Source organism: Paenibacillus sp. MZ04-78.2 (assembly GCF_024213375.1).
In the GTDB taxonomy this organism is placed as follows: domain Bacteria; phylum Bacillota; class Bacilli; order Paenibacillales; family NBRC-103111; genus Paenibacillus_G.
Window position 1 is genome coordinate 96,161 of sequence record NZ_JANAVJ010000004.1, and the last position, 21,256, is coordinate 117,416.

A 21,256-nucleotide genomic window follows, 5' to 3' on the forward strand; every position below is an offset into this window, starting at 1 on the left:
ATCGATAGCAGGCAATATAACAAGTATAGCACACCTGACGGACAAATAAACCGGCGTTCTTCCATGCGCCAACACAAACCAAAAACGCCAACCGTCATATCGGTTGGCGTTTTGCCATTGAAACGATTCGAAAAATAGTGGAGCGCGAATGCGTTAATCCATACGGGCGGTCAGGTCTGTAGCATTAGTATTTTGCGCCCTCAGTCCGTTCCCTGCCCCGCCTTCATAAGCGACGGGCACATCCGCCAGAATCAGCTTTCTTTCAATTTGCGCACTTCCTCGATGCTCGGATAAAAATCCGGGCTCGCGCTCAGCAGCCAGTTGCGGTGCTGCTTCGCCGTCTCGTCCTGCTCCGGCTCGCCATACGGCCATCCTTCCCCGATGCCGACGGCATAATCCTTCATCAGCATGAGCAGGGCGGCGCTCCATTGGCGCGTGCCGCTGATCGTCGGCACCAGCGGGTAGTATTCGTCATGGGCGGCGCGAATGAGCGCATGCGACACTTCCTGCAGAAGCGGCGGAACCTCCGCTTCATCCATCTGTTCGTCGATCTCGGGCGGCAGTTGGACCTCGTCCGTCGAAGCGTACCGCTCGTACACTTCGGACGTCACGAGCCCCTTCTCTTTGGCCGCCCACAGCTTCACACGGTCCAGCGCAGGCTTGTACACGGCCGGAACGGAAACGGTCAGCTCCGGCTTCGGGTTGTCCAAGTCAATAACGAACGACTCGTTGAACTTGTACAGCCGCGCATTGCCTCGAACGCCGAGCCAGCGGAGCGCCAGCAGCGCGTGCGTCCGCACCTTCGGCTCGATGGCGACGTTTCGGCAGACGCGGCGCAGGAGCTTTTCGCTTCGCGTATCGGGCAGCATGCAGAGCAGGCGCACCGCAGCGAGCGCCGAATCCTTATCCTCAAGCCACCACTGCAGCTGCTCGTAAATCGTATCGACCGGCGCTTCCAGCAGCCAGTCCAATTGAATCGGACGCGCCGCATACTCTTCAAGCGTCAGCATACCGTTACTGTGCAACGATTCCGCGCCGTACTTCGCGACCAGATCCTCGTAAGCCCGTTCGGCGTCCTCCGCAATTTCCGTGAACGCCAGCTTGTCCTTGTCGGGGATGCCGTTGAATTGCACGACGCGGCGCAGCCATTCGGCCGAAGCGCGCGGATTTTGCTGCCACATCATGAAGACGAAGGTCAGCAGGTCACGGTCGAAATCCAGTCCCGGCTGCAGGGCGAAGCGGGCGAGCGTCGTGCGGATCTCTTCCTCCCGGCGCATCAGACTCAGCGAAAGAATGAGTCCGTTCCACGCGTTTCCGTTGAATTCGTTTTCTTTTGTAGCCCGATAAAAGCAAAAGGCGGCCGCTCCGTACGATTCCATCTGGAGATGATGGCGGCCATACCCGGTCAGTTCGTCGTTTCGACTCATGTTCTCCCCCCGTGAAATATGGATATCCCCAATATACTGGGAAACGGGCGCAGACTCAAGTTTTTTTGCAAACTCAGCCGATCTCTTTACACAGCAAATTGGGCATTGACAACCAAAACAAGCACAGATATGATACATATGAATCGTATTCCAACTTTTTACATCGAAATTATGAATTATCGACCAATCCATTGGAGAGACATAATTGCGCCCTGCCCTCGAAGCTTACTCCGTTTCGGCGCGTGGCGCATGGATGTCTTTTTTATTTTGTTAACGGAGGACACGAACCATGTCGTCAACCCGTCTGCTTATTTTGGGCGTTCTGCTCAAACGTCAACCGATTCACGGATATGATGTGCGCAAGGAGTTAGAAATTTGGCATGCCGGCAAGTGGGCGAACATCGCTTACGGGTCCATCTATTTTGCGCTGAATAAAATGGCTTCCGAAGGACTTGCGGAAACGGCCTCCTCCGAGAAAATCATCGAAAATAAAAAAGGACCCGCCCGAATCGCCTACCTATTGACCGATAAGGGAAGGCAGGAATTCGAGCGGCTACTCGATAAGGCCATCTGGGAATACAAGCCGGGGTTCGATTCGTTCCACATTGCACTGATGTTTATGAACCACATTCCGAAGGATCATCTGCTTCGCGCCTTCCACCATCGGATCAATCTGCTTCGCGCCGAGGTCGAGGGCTTTAAGGTCACCGCCGATTTCAACCTTTTTCCCGCCAATTCTCCGCATTACTTAAGCGAAAATTTGCGGCTCTTCTCGGCGCGGCTGGAAGCCGAGCTGCGGTGGATCGAAGGCATGGTCGGCAAACTTGAGCAAGGCTTGCTGTTCTGAGGCAGTCGAAATGATCGAAAAGGAACGGATGCGATGCCGAATCGCTTTTTATTTTTCATCTGCGGCAAATACAGAACGCCGGATTTGTTAGATTTCTAAGCGAACTCCGCTTGCCTGCTGTTCAATCATTTTTTTCAGGATCGTGCCGATATGCGCGCCCGCTTCAACCGGAGGCGTGCCGCCGCGGTGAATGTTGGAGACGACGGTGCGGTCGCTTTCCACGGTTCCCTGCCGGGGGCGGAAGCACATATAGGCGCTCATTGATTTCGACGACACGAGTCCGGGTCGCTCGCCGATCAAGAGAACGAGCACCTCCGGCTGCAGCAGCTCGCCGATCTGGTCCATGACGGCAACGCGTCCGCCGCGCACGAAAAACGGCGTGCCCGCTTTCAAGCCGTAAGCCTCAAGCGAATCCAGCAAGGACGGATAGACGTCGCGCAAATTAGCATCGACCGCGTTGGCGCTCAAGCCGTCCGAAACGACCACCTGCACCTGCGGCTTCATGACGCACTTTTTGCGGATAAGCTCCACGCCCTCGTCCGTCACGATGCGGCCCATGTCCGGGCGCTTCAAATAATTTTCGGTGTTCCCGTAGCGCGTCTCCACGGTAAGCATGCCGAATTCGTCCAGCACCGCTTGATTGACCTCACCATAAATGGAATCGACGGCAGCGGCGTGATCGCAGCGGAATTTGAGCATTTCCCGGGTCAGCGGCCGCGTTCCCGCCCGCCATACGCCGATGCGAGCGGGCGTGCTGGCCAGCAGCTCGTCCATGCCCTCGGCCCACTTGGGGTTCGGGACATGATACGCCGCCTCCACGCCGAAGCCAAGGGCGCCCGGTTCCTCCGCGAGGGAATCGTTGTCCATCGCAGGAAATTGACGAGCATGCTCCTGGCTTCCACCCACCGTGCTTGAGCCCGTGTCTTCCTTCGTCTGCCTTGAATCGACGGCGTCCGCTGTGCCTTTAGAAGCCGGCGCATCTTTTTCGCCTGGCAGGCCGACCGTGCCCGCTCCAAGCTTCTTCTCCAGCTCCGCCATCACTTGGTCGACAAGTCGGTCTAATGAAATGGTCATCGCTTCTCTCCTCCTCTCGCAGCGCTGTACGAATGGTTACATAAACAGCGTCGGGTCCCCGGCCAGCGGGGTCAGGCGTCCGTTTTCCATAATGCCCATCTTGACCAGCCACCGTTCGAATTCCGGCGCGGGGCGCCGCCCCATCATCTCCCGCAGCGTGGCGATGTCGTGAAAGCTCGTAGACTGGTAATTCAGCATGCAGTCGTCCGCCATCGCCACGCCGATGACGAAGTTGACGCCGGCGGCGGTCAGCAGCACGGACAAATTTTCCATATCGTTCTGGTCCGCCTTCATATGGTTCGTGTAGCAGACGTCTACGCCCATCGGCAGCTGCTGCAGCTTGCCCATGAAATGGTCTTCCAGTCCGGCGCGGATGACCTGCTTTGAATCGTACAAATATTCCGGTCCGATGAAGCCGACCACCGTGTTGACCATAAAAGGGTTATATTTCCTTGCTAGCGCGTAGCACCGCGATTCGAGCGTCACCTGGTCGATGCCGTAATGCGCCTCGGCGGATAGCTCGGAGCCTTGCCCCGTCTCGAAGTACCACAGATTCGGACCGGTTCCCGTCCCGTCGCGCCGGATCAGGTCGTCCGCCTCGTCGAGCAGCGCCACGTCGATACCGAACGCTTTGTTGCCCGCTTCGGTGCCCGCCAGGCTCTGGAATACCATGTCGGCGGGAGCGCCCTGCCGGATTGCCCGGATCTGCGTTTTCACATGTGCGAGCACACAGTTTTGGGTCGGAATTTGCCACTTGGTCATCACTTCTTTGGTCGCGTTCAACAGCTCCTTCACGCTGTCCGCCGAATCGATGACGGGATTGATACCAAGGACGGCATCCCCGATTCCGTAGCTTAGCGCTTCGAACAAAGACGCTTTCATGCCTTGGATGTTATCCGTCGGGTGATTCGGCTGGGCCCGGCCCGCGAGCACGCCCTTCTGCCCGATCGTAATGTTGCAGTGGGTTGTCACTTCCATCTTGGACGCCGCCTGCATCAAATCGAGGTTGCTCATCAGCTTGGCGGCGGCCGCTACCATTTCACTGGTAAGCCCCCGGCTGATGCGTCGTATTTCGGAGTTGCCCGTCTCGTGCCGCAGCAGCGTTTCGCGCAGCTCGGCTACGGTCCAGTTGCGGATTTCCGCATAGATTTTCTCGTTGACGCCTTCCTCGATGATCCGTGACACTTCATCGGTTTCCGGCGGCAGCAGCGGATGGTTGCGAATGTCCGCCAGCGTCAGCTCGGACAGCACCAGCTTGGCCGCCATCCGTTCCTTGGCATCCTCGGCCGCAATCCCGGCAAGCTGATCTCCGGATTTTTCTTCGTTAGCCTTGGCCATCACGTCTTTTAAATCGCGAAATTGAAATGTTTTGCCGAGTAAAGCGGTTTTCAGCTTCAACGTCGGTCCCCCTCTCTGCCGTGAAACGCCAGCGTCTTGACGACCACGGGAATCATAATGCCCGCAATCGGTTCCCCTAAATCGATATAGTCACCGTGCTCGACCTTGATCTGATCAATGCACACGATCTTCGTCCGTTCCTTTAACCGTTTTTCGAGCGATTGGCCGAGCGCCTTGGCGATGTCGCTGTCGCAAACGACGACCATCACCCGGCTGTTCGGAAAATAGTCCGTGAAGCTTGCGGTCAACTGGTCGGCCAATCGCTGAAGCGAGGCGTAGCCACAATGCTCGAGCCCGGCCAAGGCCAGCGCGAACGGCGGCGAAGCGTCCCGCTCGAACAAGGCTGCGCCGCTCTGCATCGTCTGCCCGACGGCCGCGGCAAGCGAGGCCGGCTGTTCAAGCAGCGAAAGCGTCAGCTCCAGCTTGCTTACCGGGAGGTTGCGGATCGGCAGCAGCGAAGGGTCCAAATGGACGGTGGCCCCGCTGATTTCCGTGCTCTGCATGCCCGCTCCGATGACCGTCGCCCGGACGGTTTGATCGGGCACCGCCAGCCGGATCGGATATCGCGCGGCGCACGCTTTGAGCGTATGCGCCAGCAGCGGTCCGATATCGCCGTGCTTGGCGACTTCGGCCAAGCTCTGCGGCTTCGCTTCTTCCATCAGCCGCCCGATGCCGCCGGATACCGTCCATTCTTCAATGGGCGGCACCTGCGGCAGCGGAGCGCCGAGCGTCAGCTTGCGAACCGCATCGCGCTCTTCGGGAGCCGTCATGCCCGCCAAATCGTCGAGCATGGCGAGGCTCATTGCCCGGCACAGGTCTTCAAGCAGCGCATAGCTGACGGTATGCCCCGGCTCCAGCCGGTATCCGGCAGCCTCCAGCCACGGGCGGATCGACGGCGATATGCTCGTCACCGTTCCCCCGGCATTCAGCTCGATCAGGCGTCCGCCGATATGATACGTCACCGTGCCGACCGCTTTTCCCCGGTAAAACACGGCCGCATTAGCCGTCCCTCCGCCAATATCAATATTGGCGACGGCACCGCGAACCTCCAGCGAGCGGCGATCCGCTCCGGCGCCTTTGCCGGCAAGCAGCCCTTCGAGATCGGCCCCGGCCGTCGCGACGACGAAGTCCCCGGACCGCTCGGCCAACAGGTGCACGATCCGGCGCGCGTTCGCTTTCGTCGCCGTCTCGCCGGTGATGATCACCGCGCCCGATTTCAGCTCTTCCGGCCGGACGCCGGCCCGCTCGTATTCCTCGGTCAAGATGGCCCAGATCCGATCCGCATCTACCTCGTCTTCGCCGAGCAGCGGCGTGCTGTAGATCGGGCTCGCGTAGATCAATTCCCGCTGTGCGATATCGAAGCGGGGAAGACTGAGCGCGCCTGACGTCCGCACCAGCTTCAGCCGGCTGACGATCATTTTGGTCGTGCTCGTGCCGATATCGATGCCTACGCTGGTAATCCATTGTGGCTCCATGCGTCCGCTCACCGCTCTTTCAAGGACCAAGCCAGCGCTTCGGCCCGTCCTTCAATATTCCATCCGCCAGCTTGATCAGCGGCATGCTTTCCGCCATCGAGACGGCGCGCATTTTCCGGTACGCTTCTTCTTCATCCAGGTCGAAGGTTTTCATGACGATCCCTTTCGCTTTCTCGATCCGTTTCCGCTCCTCGATTGACTGCTTGAGCTGCTCCAGATCTTTTTTAAGCGAGTCGATTTTTTCCTTCTGGCTGAGCGCAATCTCGACCGCCGGGATCAAATCCTCCTCCGACACCGGTTTGACCAAATAGGCGGCAACCCCCGCACTGCGGGCGTCCTGCACAAGCTCCTTCTGGCTGTACGCCGTCAGCAGCAGGACGGACGTTTCCGTATCGTGCAGATTGCGAATGATGCGGGACGCTTTGATGCCGTTCATCACCGGCATTTTCACATCCATAATGACCAGGTCGGGCTTGAGCGCGGCGACGAGCTCGATCGCTTCCTCGCCGTTCTTCGCTTCCCCTGCCACCGCATAGCCTTCTTCCTCCAGCATTTCGCGGATATCCATTCGAATGATCGGGTCGTCATCCACGACGACGATCGAGTTCTTCATCCTGACACCTCCTTAATAAGTCCGACAAATAAGACGCCGCTTGATCGACGGGCGTTAGACCGGTTTCGGCTCGGTCGGGAAAAGCGGGAACGTAATCGTAACCTGTGTACCTTCCCCGGTGGAAGCCATCTGCAGAAGGCCTCCGAGATTTTCGCGCACGAGCGTTTCCGTAATTTTCAGGCCGAGATGGCCTTTCCGGGTAGCGCTATCGCCCGCGGCAGGCAGTCCGATACCGTTATCCGCTACCTCCATGCGGACGATCTGCCCACTGCCATAGAGCGAGATCCGAATGTCTCCCTGTTCGCGGTCGACGAACGCATGCGTCACGCAATTTTGCACAAGCTCGTTGGAGACGAGCGCCAGCGTGGTGGCGATGTCGGATGGCAGCGTCAGGGTGTCCCCCGAAATGGCGATGCGGATCACTTGATCCGGCTTGGCTGTGGAGGAGACGACGTTTTTGGCGATACGATCCAGCACATCGTTGAACTGGATCGTTTCCAGCCCGTCATAGGCCAGCATCTCGTGGATAACGGCGATGCTGTTGATGCGGTTGATGCTGTCGCGATATATTTTCTCGACCTCGTCCAGCTTCGTGCGGCGCATTTGCAGCCGCAGCAGGCTGGAGACGGTCTGCAGATTGTTTTTGACCCGATGGTGAATCTCCTTGATGACAACCGATTTAATAACAAGCTGCTTCTCTTTTTCCTTCAAGTCCGAAATGTCCCGGATCAGCATCAGCCCGAGGGCGCCCTGCTGCTGCCGGTTGATCGAGACGGTTTTCAATTCCAGTGCGACATGCCCGATCACAAGCTCTTGACGGACGATTCCGGCTGGCGCAAGCAGCGAAGCGTGATCGAGTCTGCCGTAAAACAGCTCGACCAGACTTAAGCCTTCCGGAGCGCCGCTGTGCCCGATCTCCTGCAGCATTTTCCGGGCGCGCGGGTTCGCATAGGTCACATGCGCCTGCCCGTCGAACAGCACGATGCCCTCGTGCATGAGCGACTGGACGCTGCTTTCCGATAAAGCGACCGCAAGCAGCGTTTCGCTGAGCTGCTCCGTCGTTTCGCGAAGCCGCTCCACGTTTTTTTCCTGCTCGACGATCTCCGAAATGTCCTGCTCCATGATCAGCACGCCGATCACGCGGCCGGTTTTGGCGCGGATCGGAACGACATTTTGCCGCATCGCGATCTGCTCTTGGGATATCCCCCGGGAACCGATGACCGGCTGGCCGGAAAGCAGGCAAAACATGACGGCCGGCTCGTTGTGCGCATAAGCGTGCAGACCGACCACCGACGAATGGTAAAGCGACGGGGCCGTTGTCGGCTTGGCCTCGGCTACGACAAGCGCCGTACCCTGATCCGCAAGCGGACAGTCGATGAACACGTCCGACTGGAACACGTCGGCGAACAATTGCAAATGTTGCGACAAATCTATAATAACTTTCACTTCTTCTACAGATAACAGGGTGCGCTCCGCGCACAGTTCGGCAATCGATGGCATAAGCAATCCCTCACGACGTATTGATTTATACATGCACCGATTTTATTGTCACACAAACCGCGCTGCGAAGAAAGCCCTTACACATGGTAAATTTCTTCCGGTATGTTGCGCTTCCCGGCAGGTTTTCCTTTTGTACCCGTTGCTACCCTTGTGAAGCTATCGGTTCACGATGCCCAGCAGCATCTCCTTCAGCTCTGCGATGCCATCACCGCCGGCCGACGACGTCAAGAGGATCTCCCCTTTAGGCAGCGATGACCGGAGCAGCGAGACTGCCCGGTCCGGATCGGCCTTCGGATGATCGATTTTCGTGACGGCCCCGATGGCGGGAATCGGAAAGCCCTCGGCAAAGCCGGGCGGAAAATAGTTCCGTTCGCGGGTCGCGTCCTGTATGAGCAAAATCGCCGCCGCTTGATACGATGTCGCCATCAGCGAACGATAGTAGAGCGGATTCTCGCTGTACTCGCCGGGCGTATCGATCAGCCAGTCGCGGAACACGAGGCTTTGCGTTTTGACCGCAGGTTCCTGCTCGCCCATCAGTGCTTTGACCAACGTCGATTTGCCGGCGCCGACGGCGCCGATGATCATGACTTTACGCATGGCCTACGACCTCGTCAAAGGAGCGATGGAAAATTTCAGCTTCTCGTGCAAAAAGTTGTTGACCGATTCGATCGCCATTTCAACTGCGGATACGTCTCCCACGACTACCAAAGAGCCGGTGAAGCGGTCCAAATAACCGATATCGACATTCGCGGCTTTCGTGGCAATATCCGCTGCGATGATCGCCGTTTCCGTCGGCGTCAACGTCAGAATGCCTATTGCGCTCGCCTTCTCGATCCCGAGCTTCGTATACAGCACGGGATCGGGGTTAGCGATCACATGCGCCAGGGTGAGCTGCTTGCCCGGCACGTATTCCTGAATGACCCGCTGTTTGTCCTGTTCCATACGTCCCCTCCTAACCTCCGCTGTCGTCGCCGACCTCGAAGCTGTCCACAATGCCGACGATCATGGCGTCAATGGGCACCATTTTGCCGCTGAACAGCACGCGGGCCGGACTTCCCCGGGATATAATCACCTTCTCGCCGACACCCGCTCCGATACGGTCTGCGGCGATGACCTGCTGCCCCGCTTCGCGGTCCTTAAAATCGATCGGCTGGACGACCATCAGCTTCAGGTTGTCCATGCCCTCTTCCTTCTGTGTGGCCCACACGCTGCCGATCACTTTCCCCATAAACATAGGAACTCACCCTTTATCCGCATACTGGACTGTGACATCTTTTTCCCTCAGCAAATCCGCTGCCAGCGGCGAAACGATCGTTCCCTTGCCAAGGATCAGCTTCCGCACGTCCGGCGCGGCATCCGTCTGCCGCTTGACCCATTCGGCGGTCAGCAGCTTGCCTTCGAACACGGCGCTGCCTGCCGCTGCCGTACTGCCGTTCGCGGCTCCGGCGTGAGCGCTGGCCGCTTCCGGCGACGATACGCCCTTAGCCGACGCGTCGTTGCCCGGCTGGGGATGCGCCGCGCCGCATTTGCGCACGACCGCTTCCGCCAGCAGCTTCTGCGGAGCGAACTCCGCGCCGAGGGCCGCAAGCTCGCGCTTGTACCGCTCGAACAGCTTGACGTAAGGCTTCGGCAGCGTCAGCGTTTTCAGGGTACGCCGGTCCGCCCGTTTCAATCCGGGTATATCGTCCCCGATCAGCACGAACTTATTCAAGACGAGCGCGGAAAACAAAATCTCCGCCTTCACCGTCCCTTTCAGCCCCTGCGCAGCCCGCGCGGCGTTATCCACATCGATCTCGGGAATGACGATTCCGTCGTATTCGAGCGGCAGCTCCAGCGGCGCGGGTGCATACTCATCGGCGGCAATAATTTTGCCCGGACCGCTGCTTTCGATTTTGTGCAGGCCGAGCCATGCAGATGTTTCTCCGTCGAGAAACAGCAGATCGTAGCAGATTCCGCTGTTTTTAAGCAATATAAAATGGTCCGTGAACGCCTCGTGCGCGGTGCTGTCGCAAAACAGATACAGCACTTTGGGCTTTTTCACCTGCTCCGCCTGCATCGCCTGCACGAGCTCACGGACGATTGATTCGATCATCGGTTTGATCTCCATCCTTCGCTACCCCCTTTCCGCACGCGTGAAAACGCCGTTTTTGCCGATCATTTGCACCGTATCTCCGGTGTTCAATTGAGCGGCGTTGGCTTCGTCCGTATCAAGATGAACGTCAAGCGCATAGCGCGGGTTCACCCGGACCACAACGTCCGTAAACGCCAGCGGCCGGTCGCCGCGGGTCTGCAGAATGATGCGGTCCCCGTCGGACACCTGAAACCTCTGAGCGTCGTCAGGCGACATATGGACATGGTTTTTGGCGACGATCAAGCCCTGCGTCAACACGACCGCGCCCTTCGGGCCGGCCAACGTGATGCCGGGCGTGCCTTCCAGATCGCCGGACAAACGGACAGGGGGCTTCACGCCGAGCGCAAAGCCGTCCGTCCGGGATATCTCCACCTGGGACGCCCCACGCGAAGGTCCGAGAATGCGCACGTTTTGCAGAACGCCCTTCGGACCGATCAGCGTAACCGTTTCCTGTGCGGCAAATTGTCCGGGCTGCGACAGCTCCTTCAGCGGGGTAAGCTGGTAGCCCTCGCCGAACAGCGCCTCGACATGCTCCGGCGACACATGCACGTGCCGGCCCGAGACGCCGACGGGTAGGAGCGGCGCTTCAGGCGCCGGCTCCGCAGGCAAGGCCGCCGGAGCTTCGGCCTTCAGACGCTGAATGGCGATGCCCCGGCTTTTCAAAAAATCATTGGCCGCCGGCGTCAGCAGGTCCCCGACCGCGATCGGATACGGATTCGGGAGCCCCTGAGCCAATCGGCTGCGCAGACTCGTTTCCGTAATCAGCGCCATAGGGATTAGCCTTCAAGCTTCGGCAGAATAAATTCAATATCCGTGTGAGGACGCGGAATAACGTGTACGGAGACCAGCTCGCCGATTTTTTCCGCAGCTGCCGCGCCAGCATCCGTAGCCGCTTTCACTGCGCCAACATCGCCGCGTACCATTACTGTCACCAAACCGCCGCCGACATGCACTTTTCCGATCAGCTTAACATTGGCCGCTTTGACCATGGCATCCGCCGCTTCAATCGATCCTACGAGTCCTTTCGTTTCTACCATTCCGAGTGCTGCCAATTCTCCTGCCATTGTCTATTCCTCCCTGGAATAAAATTATAGTTGATGATTCAAAATTAAATTTAAAAACTTACTTAGCTTCCAGCTGCAATTCAGACAGCACGCTGCGGACGATCTGCAGAACATCCTCCCGCGAAATCCCCGGATTGCCGGAGGCTTCCGGCGGCAGCTTTTCCATCGTCCGCTCTACCGCCTGCGCCGCCGCAGGGGCAATATCCATCTCGCGGATGCCGAAGGCGACGCGCTTGATGTTGAGCAGATGCTGCGGGCCGATGTTGTCCGACGTAATATTGTTGCCGAACGAGCCGCAGCCCAGCGTAAACGACGGCGTAATGCCGGTCGTGGCGCCGATGCCGCCAAACGTCGTGCCCGAGTTGACGACGATGCGCGAGGCCGGCTTCTCCAGCCCGAACGCTTCGATGACGGATTCGTTCTCGCAGTGGATGCCGAGCGTATGCCCGAGTCCGCCGAGTTCCAGCAGCTCCATACAGCGGCTGCAGCCTTCCAGCCAATCCTTTACGGTGTAGAGCGCCAGCACCGGGCTTAACTTCTCCACGGAGAACGGGTACTCGTGTCCGACGTGCGTTTCTTCCGCAATCAATACCCGCGCCTCCGGCGGAACAGTAAAGCCCGCCATCTCCGCGATCACCTGCGGGGACCGGCCGACGACCTTCGGGTTCAACCCTTTGCCGATCGTCAAAATCGAGCCGACCTTGCGCTTCTGCTCCTCGTCCAGAAAATAAGCGCCCTGCCGCTTCAGCTCTTCGACGAGCTGCGGCTTGATCGACGCGTCGGCGACAATCGCTTGCTCCGAAGCGCAAATCGTGCCGTAATCGAACGTTTTACTTTGCAAAATCAAGCTGACCGCGCGGGACAGGTTCGCGCTGTGGTGTACGTACACCGGGACGTTGCCCGGCCCGACGCCATACGCGGGCTTGCCCGAGCTGTAAGCGGCCTTGACCATCGCCGTGCCGCCGGTCGCCAGGATCACATCCGTCCGCTTGTGCCGCATGAGCTCATTACTTGCCTCGACCGAGGGCTTCGACAAGCAGTGGATCAAACCGGCGGGAGCCCCCGCCTTCTCCGCCGCCAGACGCATCAACTTGGCCGCTTCCTGCGAGCAGCGCAGCGCCGACGGATGCGGGCTGATGACGATCGCATTGCGCGCCTTCAGCGCGATCATGCACTTGAACATGACGGTCGACGTCGGATTGGTCGACGGGATGATCGCGGCGACGACACCGACCGGCTGCGCCACTTCCCACACCTTGCGCTCGTCATCCTTGCGCACGATCCCGACTGTCTTCATGTCTTTCATCGACTCGTAAACGTTTCGGGCGACGAAAAGATTTTTAGCCGTCTTATCGGCAACTTTGCCGTAACCCGTCTCTTCCACAGCCATTTCGGCCAGCCGTACGGCTTCCGCCTCGGCCGCCCGGGCCATCGCAGCGACGATATCGTCAATCTGCGACTGGGTCATTTTTTCCAGCAGCTTCTGGGCCTGACTCGCTTCCTGCAGAAGGCTGCGCACATCCTGTATCGCCTGCAAATCGGCGTCCAGCTTCATATCGGGTTCTCACTCCCTTCAGTCCTTCTTCTCCGTAAGCAGCCGGATCAGCTCGGCCTTCGCCGCCGTGTTGATGCCGGAAGCATTCAGCGGGAATCCGGGGGTATTGCGGGCAAGCTCCCGCAGCTGCTGGAGCGAAAGCTTGGCCAACGCCTCTGCGGATGCCGCATCCCCGCCTTCCGTCCCGGAAAGGCCCGCCGCTTCGTCCGCTACCGCCTCGTCGGCAGCCGGCTCCGCGGACGGCTTCGGCTCCGCCGGGGCTTCCTTCCGCCATATGCTCTCCAGCATCGCCGAAACGGAAAGATCCGGCCGCGGAATCACGTGCGTCCCGACCAGCTTGCCTACCCTGCGAGCTTCTTCTCCGCCTGCCTCTACGGCCGCCCGGACGGAAGCGACATCTCCTACGATATATACGGTAATGAGTCCGGCATCCGCTTTTTCAAACGTCATAACCCGGACGTCCGCCGTCTTCGCCGCAGCATCGGCCGCAGCGATCAAGGCGGGTACGCCGATCGTCTCAATTAGTCCCAGCGCTGTTCTCGACTGTGTCATCTCCATCACCCGCTTTCGTTAACCAGATTATTTCGGCTCTCGCGCGACGCTGAGAACCGCATCGGCAAAAGCGCTCGCCGCCGCGGTACAAGCGGACTGGCTGCCCGTCAGCAAACCGCCGCCGAAGTTCGTCTCCGTCGGCGGGCCGTAAAATTGGCACAGCCTGACGTCCGCCGCCTTCAATGCGGCATCCAAGCCGTACACCGCTTCGAGCGGCGGCGCGATTAAATACGCGAGCGGCTCGCCTTCGGCGATGCCCGCCACTTGGGACAAGTAGGAGCCTGTTCTCGAAATGACGTGAGCGTAGTACGCATGCGTGCCCTCGCTGTTCAGGGAATAAAAGCACGCGCCGTTCTCCATCAAAGCGATTGCCGCGTCCAACCCGCTCCTCACCTCGTCCGGCGTCCGGCCGCCCAGCATCCCGATAAATTCCCCCGACAGCGGGCCCGAGGCATGCGCCGACCCCGCGTAAAAGGAACGGGCATATACCACTTCCACCGCTGCTTTCTTCGTCGCCTCGTCCATCGCCGTATAGCCGACGTCGTCGATACTCGACGTTAGTATCCCCAAACTTCGGATGTCCGGCTTCAGCTCCAGCTTCCGGGCCAGCTCCGGGTCCACGTTCGGAATGATGCGGACGGCCAGCGGCACGGCTCGAATCGGCTGCTTCACTTGGTTCACCTCCGCAGTCATACATCAAAAGACGACAAAAAGGCGCCCCGGACCAAAGAACGCGCGAAAGCGTTCTCCAATCCAAAGGCACCGTTGCCTTCATGCTATTTTTTTATTGGTGTTCATAATCGAATTGTAAATCAAATCACACGATTTCGCAAGCGCTGTCATCGAGGCAGGCCATCACAATTTTTACCTTGATCGCTCGAATCGGCTTGTACGGCCCCCTTTCTTCTCACGTCCGGCCGCCTCGTCTTCAAGCTCGGACATCCACAACAGGCCCATAGATAGCGCAAACGTTATGCCCACCAGCGCGATACCAAGCATCAGCTCGCCTATGATTTGAAGATACAGCAACACGGCGGCGGAGGCCAGCATGCAGCCGAAGATAACCCATCCGATCCGCCTTGCCATGATTCGCTTCATTTTCGTTCCTCCCCCCGTTCCGAATACTCCATACTACAGCTTATTCGGGAAAAAGGGGCTTTAGAAGCCTAAGCTTTCTTAGGAAACCGCCGATGCCGTTCCTTTGGACGTTTCGTTCACGCCCATTTCCATCATGGCGACCGTCCGCTTCGTGTTGGCTTCGGGGCCAACGTAAAAAAAACCACCGGTTTCCCGGTGGCAGGCGATTTATTGTTGTTCTATGGTTAAATGCAAGGTCCGCAGCTTCCGGATCGGCTTAAGCGAAGCTCTTGTTGCTTCGTTTGGACGGATCGTCCGATTCTCGCATCCGCCGCGAGGTGAGTCCGTTCGAGTGGAATTCGCGGACGCGCCGGTCATTTTCAATGGAGATGAACAAGCAGACGCTTCCCAAGATAACCAACACGACCGTAATAATCGGAAGTAACAGATCCATCCTTTTCCTCTCCCCTGTCTTCCCGTTGTAAAAATGATAATCATTATCATTATTGTAGCGCATTTTTTCAAAATTACAATTGTTTTTTACGACCGTCAGAAAGAAGGCGCGAATTCGCTAGGAAGGCAACAAAAAACCCCCTGCTTTCACAGGGGGCGACGGTCCGGCCTCAACCGGGATCGCATCATTGCATCCATTGCAGCCGCTTAGGAGCGCAGGAGCCGAAGTCCGTTCAAAATGACCAGAATCGTGCTTCCTTCATGGCCTACGACCCCGAGCGGCAGCGGAATTCCTTTGAAAAAATTGGCGGCAATCAGGAAGGCGATCACCGTAACGGCAAAAGCAATGTTTTGCTTGATGATCCGCGTCGTGCGTCTTCCCAATACAATCGCTTCCTTGATTTTGTCCAAATCGTCGTTCATGAGCACCAAATCGGCCGTTTCCAGCGCCGCATCGCTGCCAGCCGCCCCCATCGCTATGCCGACGGATGCCGCGGCCAAGGCCGGAGCATCATTGATCCCGTCTCCTACCATGGCGACGTGCGTATACTTCTCTTTCAAGGTTTTGACGATGTTCAATTTGTCTTCCGGAAGCAGCCCGGCATACACCTGATCGATTCCGGCCTCTCTGGCAATCGCCTCGGCCGTCAGCCGTTGGTCCCCCGTCAGCATGACGACTTGCACGCCCAACTCCTTCAGCTTGGCGACGGTCTCTCTGGCTTGCGGCCTGATGGCGTCCTGAAGAGCGATCATCCCGGCAATGCCGGCGGTGTTTTGAATCAAAACGACGGTTTTTCCTTCCTGCTCAAGCTTGCGGACATCGGAGAGAACCTGCCCGTCAATCCCGGTTTCTTCAAAGAAGCCCGGCTTTCCGATTTTCCACAATTCCCCGGCCAACCCGGCTTGAACGCCCCACCCGGCCAGCGCCTGAAAATCGGAAGGCCGCTCCAGCTCCAACGACAATTGTTCGGCCCTGTCTACAATGGCTTTGGCGATCGGATGCGTGGATAAGCTTTCGATGGAAGCCGCTATCCGCAGCAGCTCCTCTTCGCTCCACGCCTGGTAAGTCAGGAAATCCGTCACCGACGGTTTGCCGTACGTTAAGGTGCCGGTTTTGTCGAACGCAATGGCGCGAATGTGCGATGCGCGCTCCAAATGGGCGCCGCCTTTAAACAGCAGCCCTTTTCTTGCGCTGTTGGATATCGCGGAGAGCATCGCCGGCATGATGGAAGCGACCAGCGCGCACGGCGAGGCTACGACCAAAAACACCATCGCCCGGTAAAGCGTATCGTTCCAGCTCCAGCCGAACAGCCACGGCGGGAGCGCAATGAGAAGCAGAGTCGCCAAAATGATAACTCTGGCATACAAGCGTTCGAACCGTTCGATAAACCGCTGGGATTTCGGCATTTCGCTTTGCGCTTCTTGAACCAGACGGATGATCTTCGAGAAAAGCGTCGACTCGCTGGATTTCGTCACTTGCACGAACAACGCGCCCTGACCGTTCAGGGTGCCGGCGAACACTTCGTCTCCCGCCACTTTATCCACCGGAATGCTCTCGCCGGTAATCGAAGCCTGGTTGACGGCCGAGCTTCCTTCTTGGACGATCCCATCTGCAGGAAGGCGCTCACCCGGTTTGACCAGCACCAGCTCGCCAATCCGCAGCTGTTCGACGGGAACCCGCTTTTCCGCCCCTTCTTCCCACACGATGGCCGTTTCCGGCTTCAAATCCATTAAGGACGAAATGTCTCTGGAGCTCTTCTCCATCGTGAACGTCTCCAAGGCGCCACTGAGCGAGAAGATAAAGATCAATACCGCGCCTTCCATCCAGTAACCGATGCTGGCTGCGCCGATCGCTGCGACGATCATGAGCAGGTTGACATCCAGATCCTTTTCGCGGACAAGCGTGAGCCATCCTTCCTTGGCCTTGACGAATCCTCCAATAAGAAAAGCGAAGCAATAAAGCCATATCGAGAAGGACGGGGACGAGTGTCCCGCGACCCAGGCGGCCGCAATCAATATGCCGCTTGCCAAAGCGGCGATCGCCTCGCCGTAACGCGACAGCACGGAAACGATCTGGCCTTTCTTCCTCTTTACTTCCGGCTTGTCGATAGGTTGGGCTGTATCTACCGAGTGGATCATGTTCAGCAGCTCCTTTTTCGTTGAGAATGACTATCGTTTTTATTCCCCTAAAAATGACTCATGCTGTTCCCTAATCAGGGAACAGCATGGAAGTGAGAATGATTTTCATTTTTGTATTGGCGCATCATTTTTGTGCTGGGGCAACATTTTAAAGTAATTATAAGGCTGCGATCTTAGAAAGTAAAGCGGATATTTTGCCTTCTTGCTCCCTTTGCGGGAGGCGGCGCTCAGCTTTGGTTCACGTAATTATTTTGCACCAGCGATGCCGCACCAATGACGATGGACTGCTCCTTCAAATCGGAAGCGAGGATTTTGAACCCGTCCCGGAACGGCTCCCAGACGACCTGTGCACACTGCTCCTCAATCAGAGGGACAATATCGCTGTAATTCTCCACCATGTTGCCGCTCAAAATGACGGCATCGGGGTTGTACATGCACACGATGTTGTTGATCGCAATGCCGATATACAGCGAGGTCCGCGAAATAATTTCCTTCGCCCAGCTCTCGTCGCTGCGGGCCGCTTCGAACAGCTGTCCGATATCGCCGATTTCGACAATCCGGTTCGCTTCGTGCAAAATCGCCGATTCATCGATGTACGTCTGCAGGCAGCCCCGCTTGCCGCATTCGCATAAATTGCCGTTCGGATCGAGCGTCGTATGTCCAAGCTCCCCGGCACTATTGGAGCCGCCGCGAAAAATCTCCCCGTCGATGATAAGCGAAGAGCCGACCCCGGTGCCAAGCTCGATCAACGCCGTTTTCTTGGAGCCCCGGGCGGAGCCGCACAAGTATTCGGCCAATATTTTGACCTTCAGGTCGTTGTCGATCACCGTATCGATCCCCGTCCGCTCCTTCATATGGCGGGCAAGCGGGACGTTTCTCCAACCAAGGGTCGATGAATACTGCACGACACCCCGCTCGTGATCGATAACGCCGGGCACGCCGATGCCGATGCCGATCAATTTCGAGCTTTCCAGTCCCTGCTCCTTCACCAGCCAGTTGATCGTGTCGGCAATGAGATCAATCGTGCGGCTGGCTTCCGTGTCAATGGCGGTATGCCCGACCAGAAGCTCGTACAGCAGCTTGCCGCTAAACTCCATGATGCCGAAGCGTACGATATTTTTGCCGATATCGACGCCAATGGAAAAGACGGCCTGCGGATCGATGTCGAGCATAATCGCCTTGCGCCCGACACCGCCGGACGACAGTTCCGTTTCCCGGACGAGCCCCTGCTCGCACAGTTCGCCGACAATACGCCCGACGGAGGTCGGACTGAGCTTGGTAATCTTCGTGATTTCCGCCCGCGAAATGGGCCGTTTTTCCTTGATAATATCAAGGATCATCTGCTTGTTATGCTGTCGGATGACGTCTTGATCGTGCTTCACAATTTTTTTCATACGCCGAAACCTCTTTATTCCACTCATGTTAATTAAAGTCTAGACAAGCTCTAATCCTTGGTCATTGTTAGGCATAAAAATACGGATCACCAAACTGAAAGCGGTTAAAATGAATTGGACATTTATAATTAATCCAATGGTGTTAATAATTGAATCATAGCATGGATTTTTCTTTTGTCAATATTTGTTTGTAAATCATGGAAGATGTAAAAAGGCCCTGGCCCTAAGAGATGATGCCTGCGGCCAATATTGAACGTTATCATTGGCGTTGATATAATTGATTTTTATATGAATCATAAACACGAAAAAGGAGCTATCATGACAACGTATAACTTCGATGAGATTATTGACCGCAGAGAAACCGATTCCATCAAATGGTCAAGGAAGTATTTACAAGAGAACTTCGGAGACGAAGATAGCCTTCCGATGTGGATAGCCGATATGGACTTTAAAGTTCCGCAGCCGATTATTGATGCCATGATTAAGCGGGCACAGCATGGAATTTTTGGATATGGGCATAAGAGCGATGCTTTTTTGGAGGCTGCTGTTCATTGGCAACAAAAGAGAAATGGTTGGAGCATACAGAAGGAATGGATTCTTTTTACTCCAGGAATCATACCCGCACTTAATTTTATCGTAGAAACGTTTTGCCGGCCTGGCGATAAAGTGATCCTTCAAAGCCCCGTCTATTACCCTTTTGCCAAGATTATCACCAATAATGGCTGTCAAATCGCAAACAATCCGCTAGTACTCACCGATGACGGGTACAAAATGAACTTTGAACAATTGGAAAAAATCGCTGAAGACTCTCGCACGAAACTCATGTTTCTTTGCAGTCCCCATAACCCGGTCGGGCGTGTATGGTCATATGACGAACTAAAACGGGTCGGTGAAATTTGTTTAAAACATAATGTGCTGGTCATTTCGGATGAAATTCATTCAGACTTAATTTACCCTCCCCATCGTCATATTCCGTTCGCCAGCATTTCTGAAGATTTTAAAATGAACTCTATCGTTTGCACTTCACCCTCGAAAACATTCAACCTGGCAGGCTTGCATATTTCCAACATCATTATTCCTAATCAAACGATTAGAGACGAGTTGAACCATAAGCTTACAGCCATTGATATTGACCCGGGAGTCTTCGCATCCGTAGCTCAAATTGCAGCTTATCATGACGGGGAAGCATGGTTGGAGCAACTACTTCGCTATCTTCAAGCAAATTTAGCGTTTATTGAGAAGTTCCTGAGGGAGCGAATGCCTAAAGTGAAGCTTATGCCGACAGAGGGGACCTATCTGGCATGGCTGGATTTTAGAGCCCTTGGCTATACGGACTCGGAGCTGCAGCAGCTCATGCAAAAAAATGCAAAAATAGCGTTGGATGACGGATATATTTTCGGTTCCGGCGGCGAAAACTTTCAACGGCTTAATTTTGCATGTCCCAGAGAGACTTTAGCAAAGGCTTTGGAGCGCATAGAAAAAAGCTTGAACGGGTAAATGCATACCGCGTATCCGGCGGTTCAGGGATTCGCATATGGGTTATCTCCAACGATGTGAATCCCTTTTTTACTACGACCGCTTAGCTTCCGTAATGTCCGTAGCTGGCTGGTTTGCTAATGAGCAAGATCGTGCCGTTTATTGCTTTCCGGGACCGCTTTTGTTTTAAAGGCCGAGAACAAATAACATCCGATGATCACCACGCAGCCCCCGATCCCTTGGTTCCACGTCATTTGTTCTCCTAAAAATATAAACGCCAAGACCGCGGTGAATACCGGATTAAAATTCAAAAACATTCCGGCTGTTGTCGCGCCTAATTTTTGAACCCCGATATTCCAAAACACGATACAAACTACGGTAGAGATTACGCCTGTATATAACATCGATTGAATAAACGAAAGGTTGATGTCGGACACGGTGAAGTCGGAGAAGTTAAACGGAAGAAGAACGATGAGTCCGAATATCCCGGAGTAAAGTGTAGACTTCATGGGCGATGTCTTGTTCATGACCCATCTGCTGCAAACGGAATAGATTCCCCACACGCATACGGAGCCCATCATCCATAAATCGCCCGTATTCAAATGAAGCGACAGAAGCAGCTCGACATTTCCTTTGGTCAGAACAAGAATCACGCCAACAAGCGAAAAAAGCATGGAAAACATTTGAAGAACGTTGATTCTTTCTTTTAGAAACAAAAAGGAACAAACGGAAATCGAAATCATATTCAATGTGGAAATTAACCCCGCATTCGTCGCGGTTGTCCGTTCCAACGCCATAAATTGAAAGAGGTTAAACAGCACAACGCCTGTAACTCCCATCAAAAACAACGGAAGAAGGGAGGCCCGTGAGGGGAATATCGTTTTTTCTTTCCGCCAGACGAGTGGGAACAGACACAACACGGCAATGATCCATCGGATGCTCGTCAAAGTCATCGGTGAAGCATGACCAACAAGCGATTTTCCAACTACAAAATTTCCTCCCCACAGCAAGCTTGTTAAAAGCAGCAGCAACACGTACTTATTCGGCATGTCATTAGCTCCTTTACATTTTCACCGTTCCA

Annotated in this window: 22 protein-coding genes; 2 read left to right on the forward strand and 20 right to left on the reverse strand. The window is 56.1% G+C overall.

Annotated elements, in window-relative coordinates; translation table 11 throughout:
* Window positions 1-251: 251 nt before the first annotated feature.
* A complete protein-coding gene (locus tag NLX71_RS04920; RefSeq protein ID WP_254362380.1) occupies window positions 252-1,427 on the reverse strand; it encodes a HEAT repeat domain-containing protein in 1,176 nt (391 codons plus the stop codon).
* A gap of 289 nt (window positions 1,428-1,716) precedes the next feature.
* On the opposite strand from NLX71_RS04920, the gene NLX71_RS04925 reads away from it, so the two are divergent.
* Window positions 1,717-2,274 carry a PadR family transcriptional regulator gene (locus NLX71_RS04925; RefSeq protein ID WP_254362381.1) on the forward strand — a complete coding sequence of 186 codons (558 nt, stop codon included), beginning with the start codon at window positions 1,717-1,719 and terminating at the stop codon, window positions 2,272-2,274.
* A gap of 87 nt (window positions 2,275-2,361) precedes the next feature.
* On the opposite strand, the gene eutC is transcribed toward NLX71_RS04925, so the two are convergent.
* The 18 genes from eutC to NLX71_RS05015 all read right to left on the reverse strand — a co-directional run bounded on the left by eutC (window position 2,362) and on the right by NLX71_RS05015 (window position 18,699).
* Complete coding sequence (gene eutC, locus NLX71_RS04930) at window positions 2,362-3,348, reverse strand: ethanolamine ammonia-lyase subunit EutC (protein WP_254362382.1); 987 nt, start codon at window positions 3,346-3,348, stop codon at window positions 2,362-2,364.
* A 36-nt stretch (window positions 3,349-3,384) separates the two neighbouring features.
* Window positions 3,385-4,746, reverse strand: coding sequence for an ethanolamine ammonia-lyase subunit EutB (locus NLX71_RS04935; RefSeq protein ID WP_254362383.1), 1,362 nt, complete (start codon window positions 4,744-4,746; stop codon window positions 3,385-3,387).
* Complete coding sequence (locus NLX71_RS04940) at window positions 4,743-6,221, reverse strand: ethanolamine ammonia-lyase reactivating factor EutA (RefSeq protein WP_254362384.1); 1,479 nt, start codon at window positions 6,219-6,221, stop codon at window positions 4,743-4,745. The genes NLX71_RS04935 and NLX71_RS04940 overlap by 4 nt, the downstream gene beginning before the upstream one ends.
* A gap of 19 nt (window positions 6,222-6,240) precedes the next feature.
* Window positions 6,241-6,834, reverse strand: coding sequence for an ANTAR domain-containing response regulator (locus NLX71_RS04945; RefSeq protein WP_254362385.1), 594 nt, complete (start codon window positions 6,832-6,834; stop codon window positions 6,241-6,243).
* A gap of 54 nt (window positions 6,835-6,888) precedes the next feature.
* A complete protein-coding gene (locus NLX71_RS04950; RefSeq protein WP_254362386.1) occupies window positions 6,889-8,334 on the reverse strand; it encodes a sensor histidine kinase in 1,446 nt (481 codons plus the stop codon).
* 156 nt (window positions 8,335-8,490) lie between these two features.
* Window positions 8,491-8,931, reverse strand: coding sequence for a EutP/PduV family microcompartment system protein (locus NLX71_RS04955; RefSeq protein ID WP_254362387.1), 441 nt, complete (start codon window positions 8,929-8,931; stop codon window positions 8,491-8,493).
* 3 nt (window positions 8,932-8,934) lie between these two features.
* Window positions 8,935-9,276, reverse strand: a complete 342-nt coding sequence (gene eutS / locus NLX71_RS04960) for an ethanolamine utilization microcompartment protein EutS (RefSeq protein ID WP_254362388.1) — start codon at window positions 9,274-9,276, stop codon at window positions 8,935-8,937.
* A 10-nt stretch (window positions 9,277-9,286) separates the two neighbouring features.
* Complete coding sequence (locus NLX71_RS04965; protein WP_254362389.1) at window positions 9,287-9,568, reverse strand: EutN/CcmL family microcompartment protein; 282 nt, start codon at window positions 9,566-9,568, stop codon at window positions 9,287-9,289.
* Between the two features lie 6 nt (window positions 9,569-9,574).
* Window positions 9,575-10,441 carry a hypothetical protein gene (locus tag NLX71_RS04970; RefSeq protein WP_254362390.1) on the reverse strand — a complete coding sequence of 289 codons (867 nt, stop codon included), beginning with the start codon at window positions 10,439-10,441 and terminating at the stop codon, window positions 9,575-9,577.
* 6 nt (window positions 10,442-10,447) lie between these two features.
* Complete coding sequence (pduL, locus tag NLX71_RS04975) at window positions 10,448-11,236, reverse strand: phosphate propanoyltransferase (RefSeq protein WP_254362391.1); 789 nt, start codon at window positions 11,234-11,236, stop codon at window positions 10,448-10,450.
* 5 nt (window positions 11,237-11,241) lie between these two features.
* Window positions 11,242-11,529, reverse strand: coding sequence for an ethanolamine utilization microcompartment protein EutM (gene eutM, locus NLX71_RS04980; RefSeq protein ID WP_010499900.1), 288 nt, complete (start codon window positions 11,527-11,529; stop codon window positions 11,242-11,244).
* Between the two features lie 58 nt (window positions 11,530-11,587).
* Window positions 11,588-13,084: an acetaldehyde dehydrogenase (acetylating) gene (locus tag NLX71_RS04985; RefSeq protein WP_254362392.1), complete on the reverse strand. Its 1,497-nt coding sequence runs from the start codon at window positions 13,082-13,084 to the stop codon at window positions 11,588-11,590.
* 18 nt (window positions 13,085-13,102) lie between these two features.
* A complete protein-coding gene (locus NLX71_RS04990; protein WP_254362393.1) occupies window positions 13,103-13,636 on the reverse strand; it encodes a BMC domain-containing protein in 534 nt (177 codons plus the stop codon).
* Between the two features lie 27 nt (window positions 13,637-13,663).
* The gene (gene eutL, locus NLX71_RS04995; RefSeq protein ID WP_254362394.1) at window positions 13,664-14,308 is read right to left on the reverse strand and encodes an ethanolamine utilization microcompartment protein EutL; all 645 of its coding nucleotides are present in this window, start codon (window positions 14,306-14,308) and stop codon (window positions 13,664-13,666) included.
* Between the two features lie 192 nt (window positions 14,309-14,500).
* On the reverse strand, window positions 14,501-14,734 hold the full coding sequence (locus NLX71_RS05000) for a hypothetical protein (protein ID WP_254362395.1): 234 nt from the start codon (window positions 14,732-14,734) through the stop codon (window positions 14,501-14,503).
* A 256-nt stretch (window positions 14,735-14,990) separates the two neighbouring features.
* Complete coding sequence (locus tag NLX71_RS05005; protein ID WP_254362396.1) at window positions 14,991-15,167, reverse strand: hypothetical protein; 177 nt, start codon at window positions 15,165-15,167, stop codon at window positions 14,991-14,993.
* Between the two features lie 206 nt (window positions 15,168-15,373).
* Window positions 15,374-17,305 (reverse strand): heavy metal translocating P-type ATPase, encoded by a 1,932-nt coding sequence (locus NLX71_RS05010; protein WP_254362397.1) that lies wholly within the window; start codon window positions 17,303-17,305, stop codon window positions 15,374-15,376.
* A gap of 227 nt (window positions 17,306-17,532) precedes the next feature.
* Entirely contained in the window at window positions 17,533-18,699 is a 1,167-nt protein-coding gene (locus NLX71_RS05015) for an ROK family transcriptional regulator (RefSeq protein ID WP_254362398.1), read from the reverse strand.
* Between the two features lie 318 nt (window positions 18,700-19,017).
* Between NLX71_RS05015 and NLX71_RS05020 the strand changes: the two genes are divergently transcribed.
* A complete protein-coding gene (locus tag NLX71_RS05020; protein WP_254362399.1) occupies window positions 19,018-20,196 on the forward strand; it encodes a MalY/PatB family protein in 1,179 nt (392 codons plus the stop codon).
* Window positions 20,197-20,312: 116 nt separating this feature from the next.
* Here NLX71_RS05020 and NLX71_RS05025 read toward each other — a convergent pair whose 3' ends face one another.
* Window positions 20,313-21,224, reverse strand: coding sequence for a DMT family transporter (locus NLX71_RS05025; protein ID WP_254362400.1), 912 nt, complete (start codon window positions 21,222-21,224; stop codon window positions 20,313-20,315).
* Window positions 21,225-21,256: the final 32 nt, after the last annotated feature.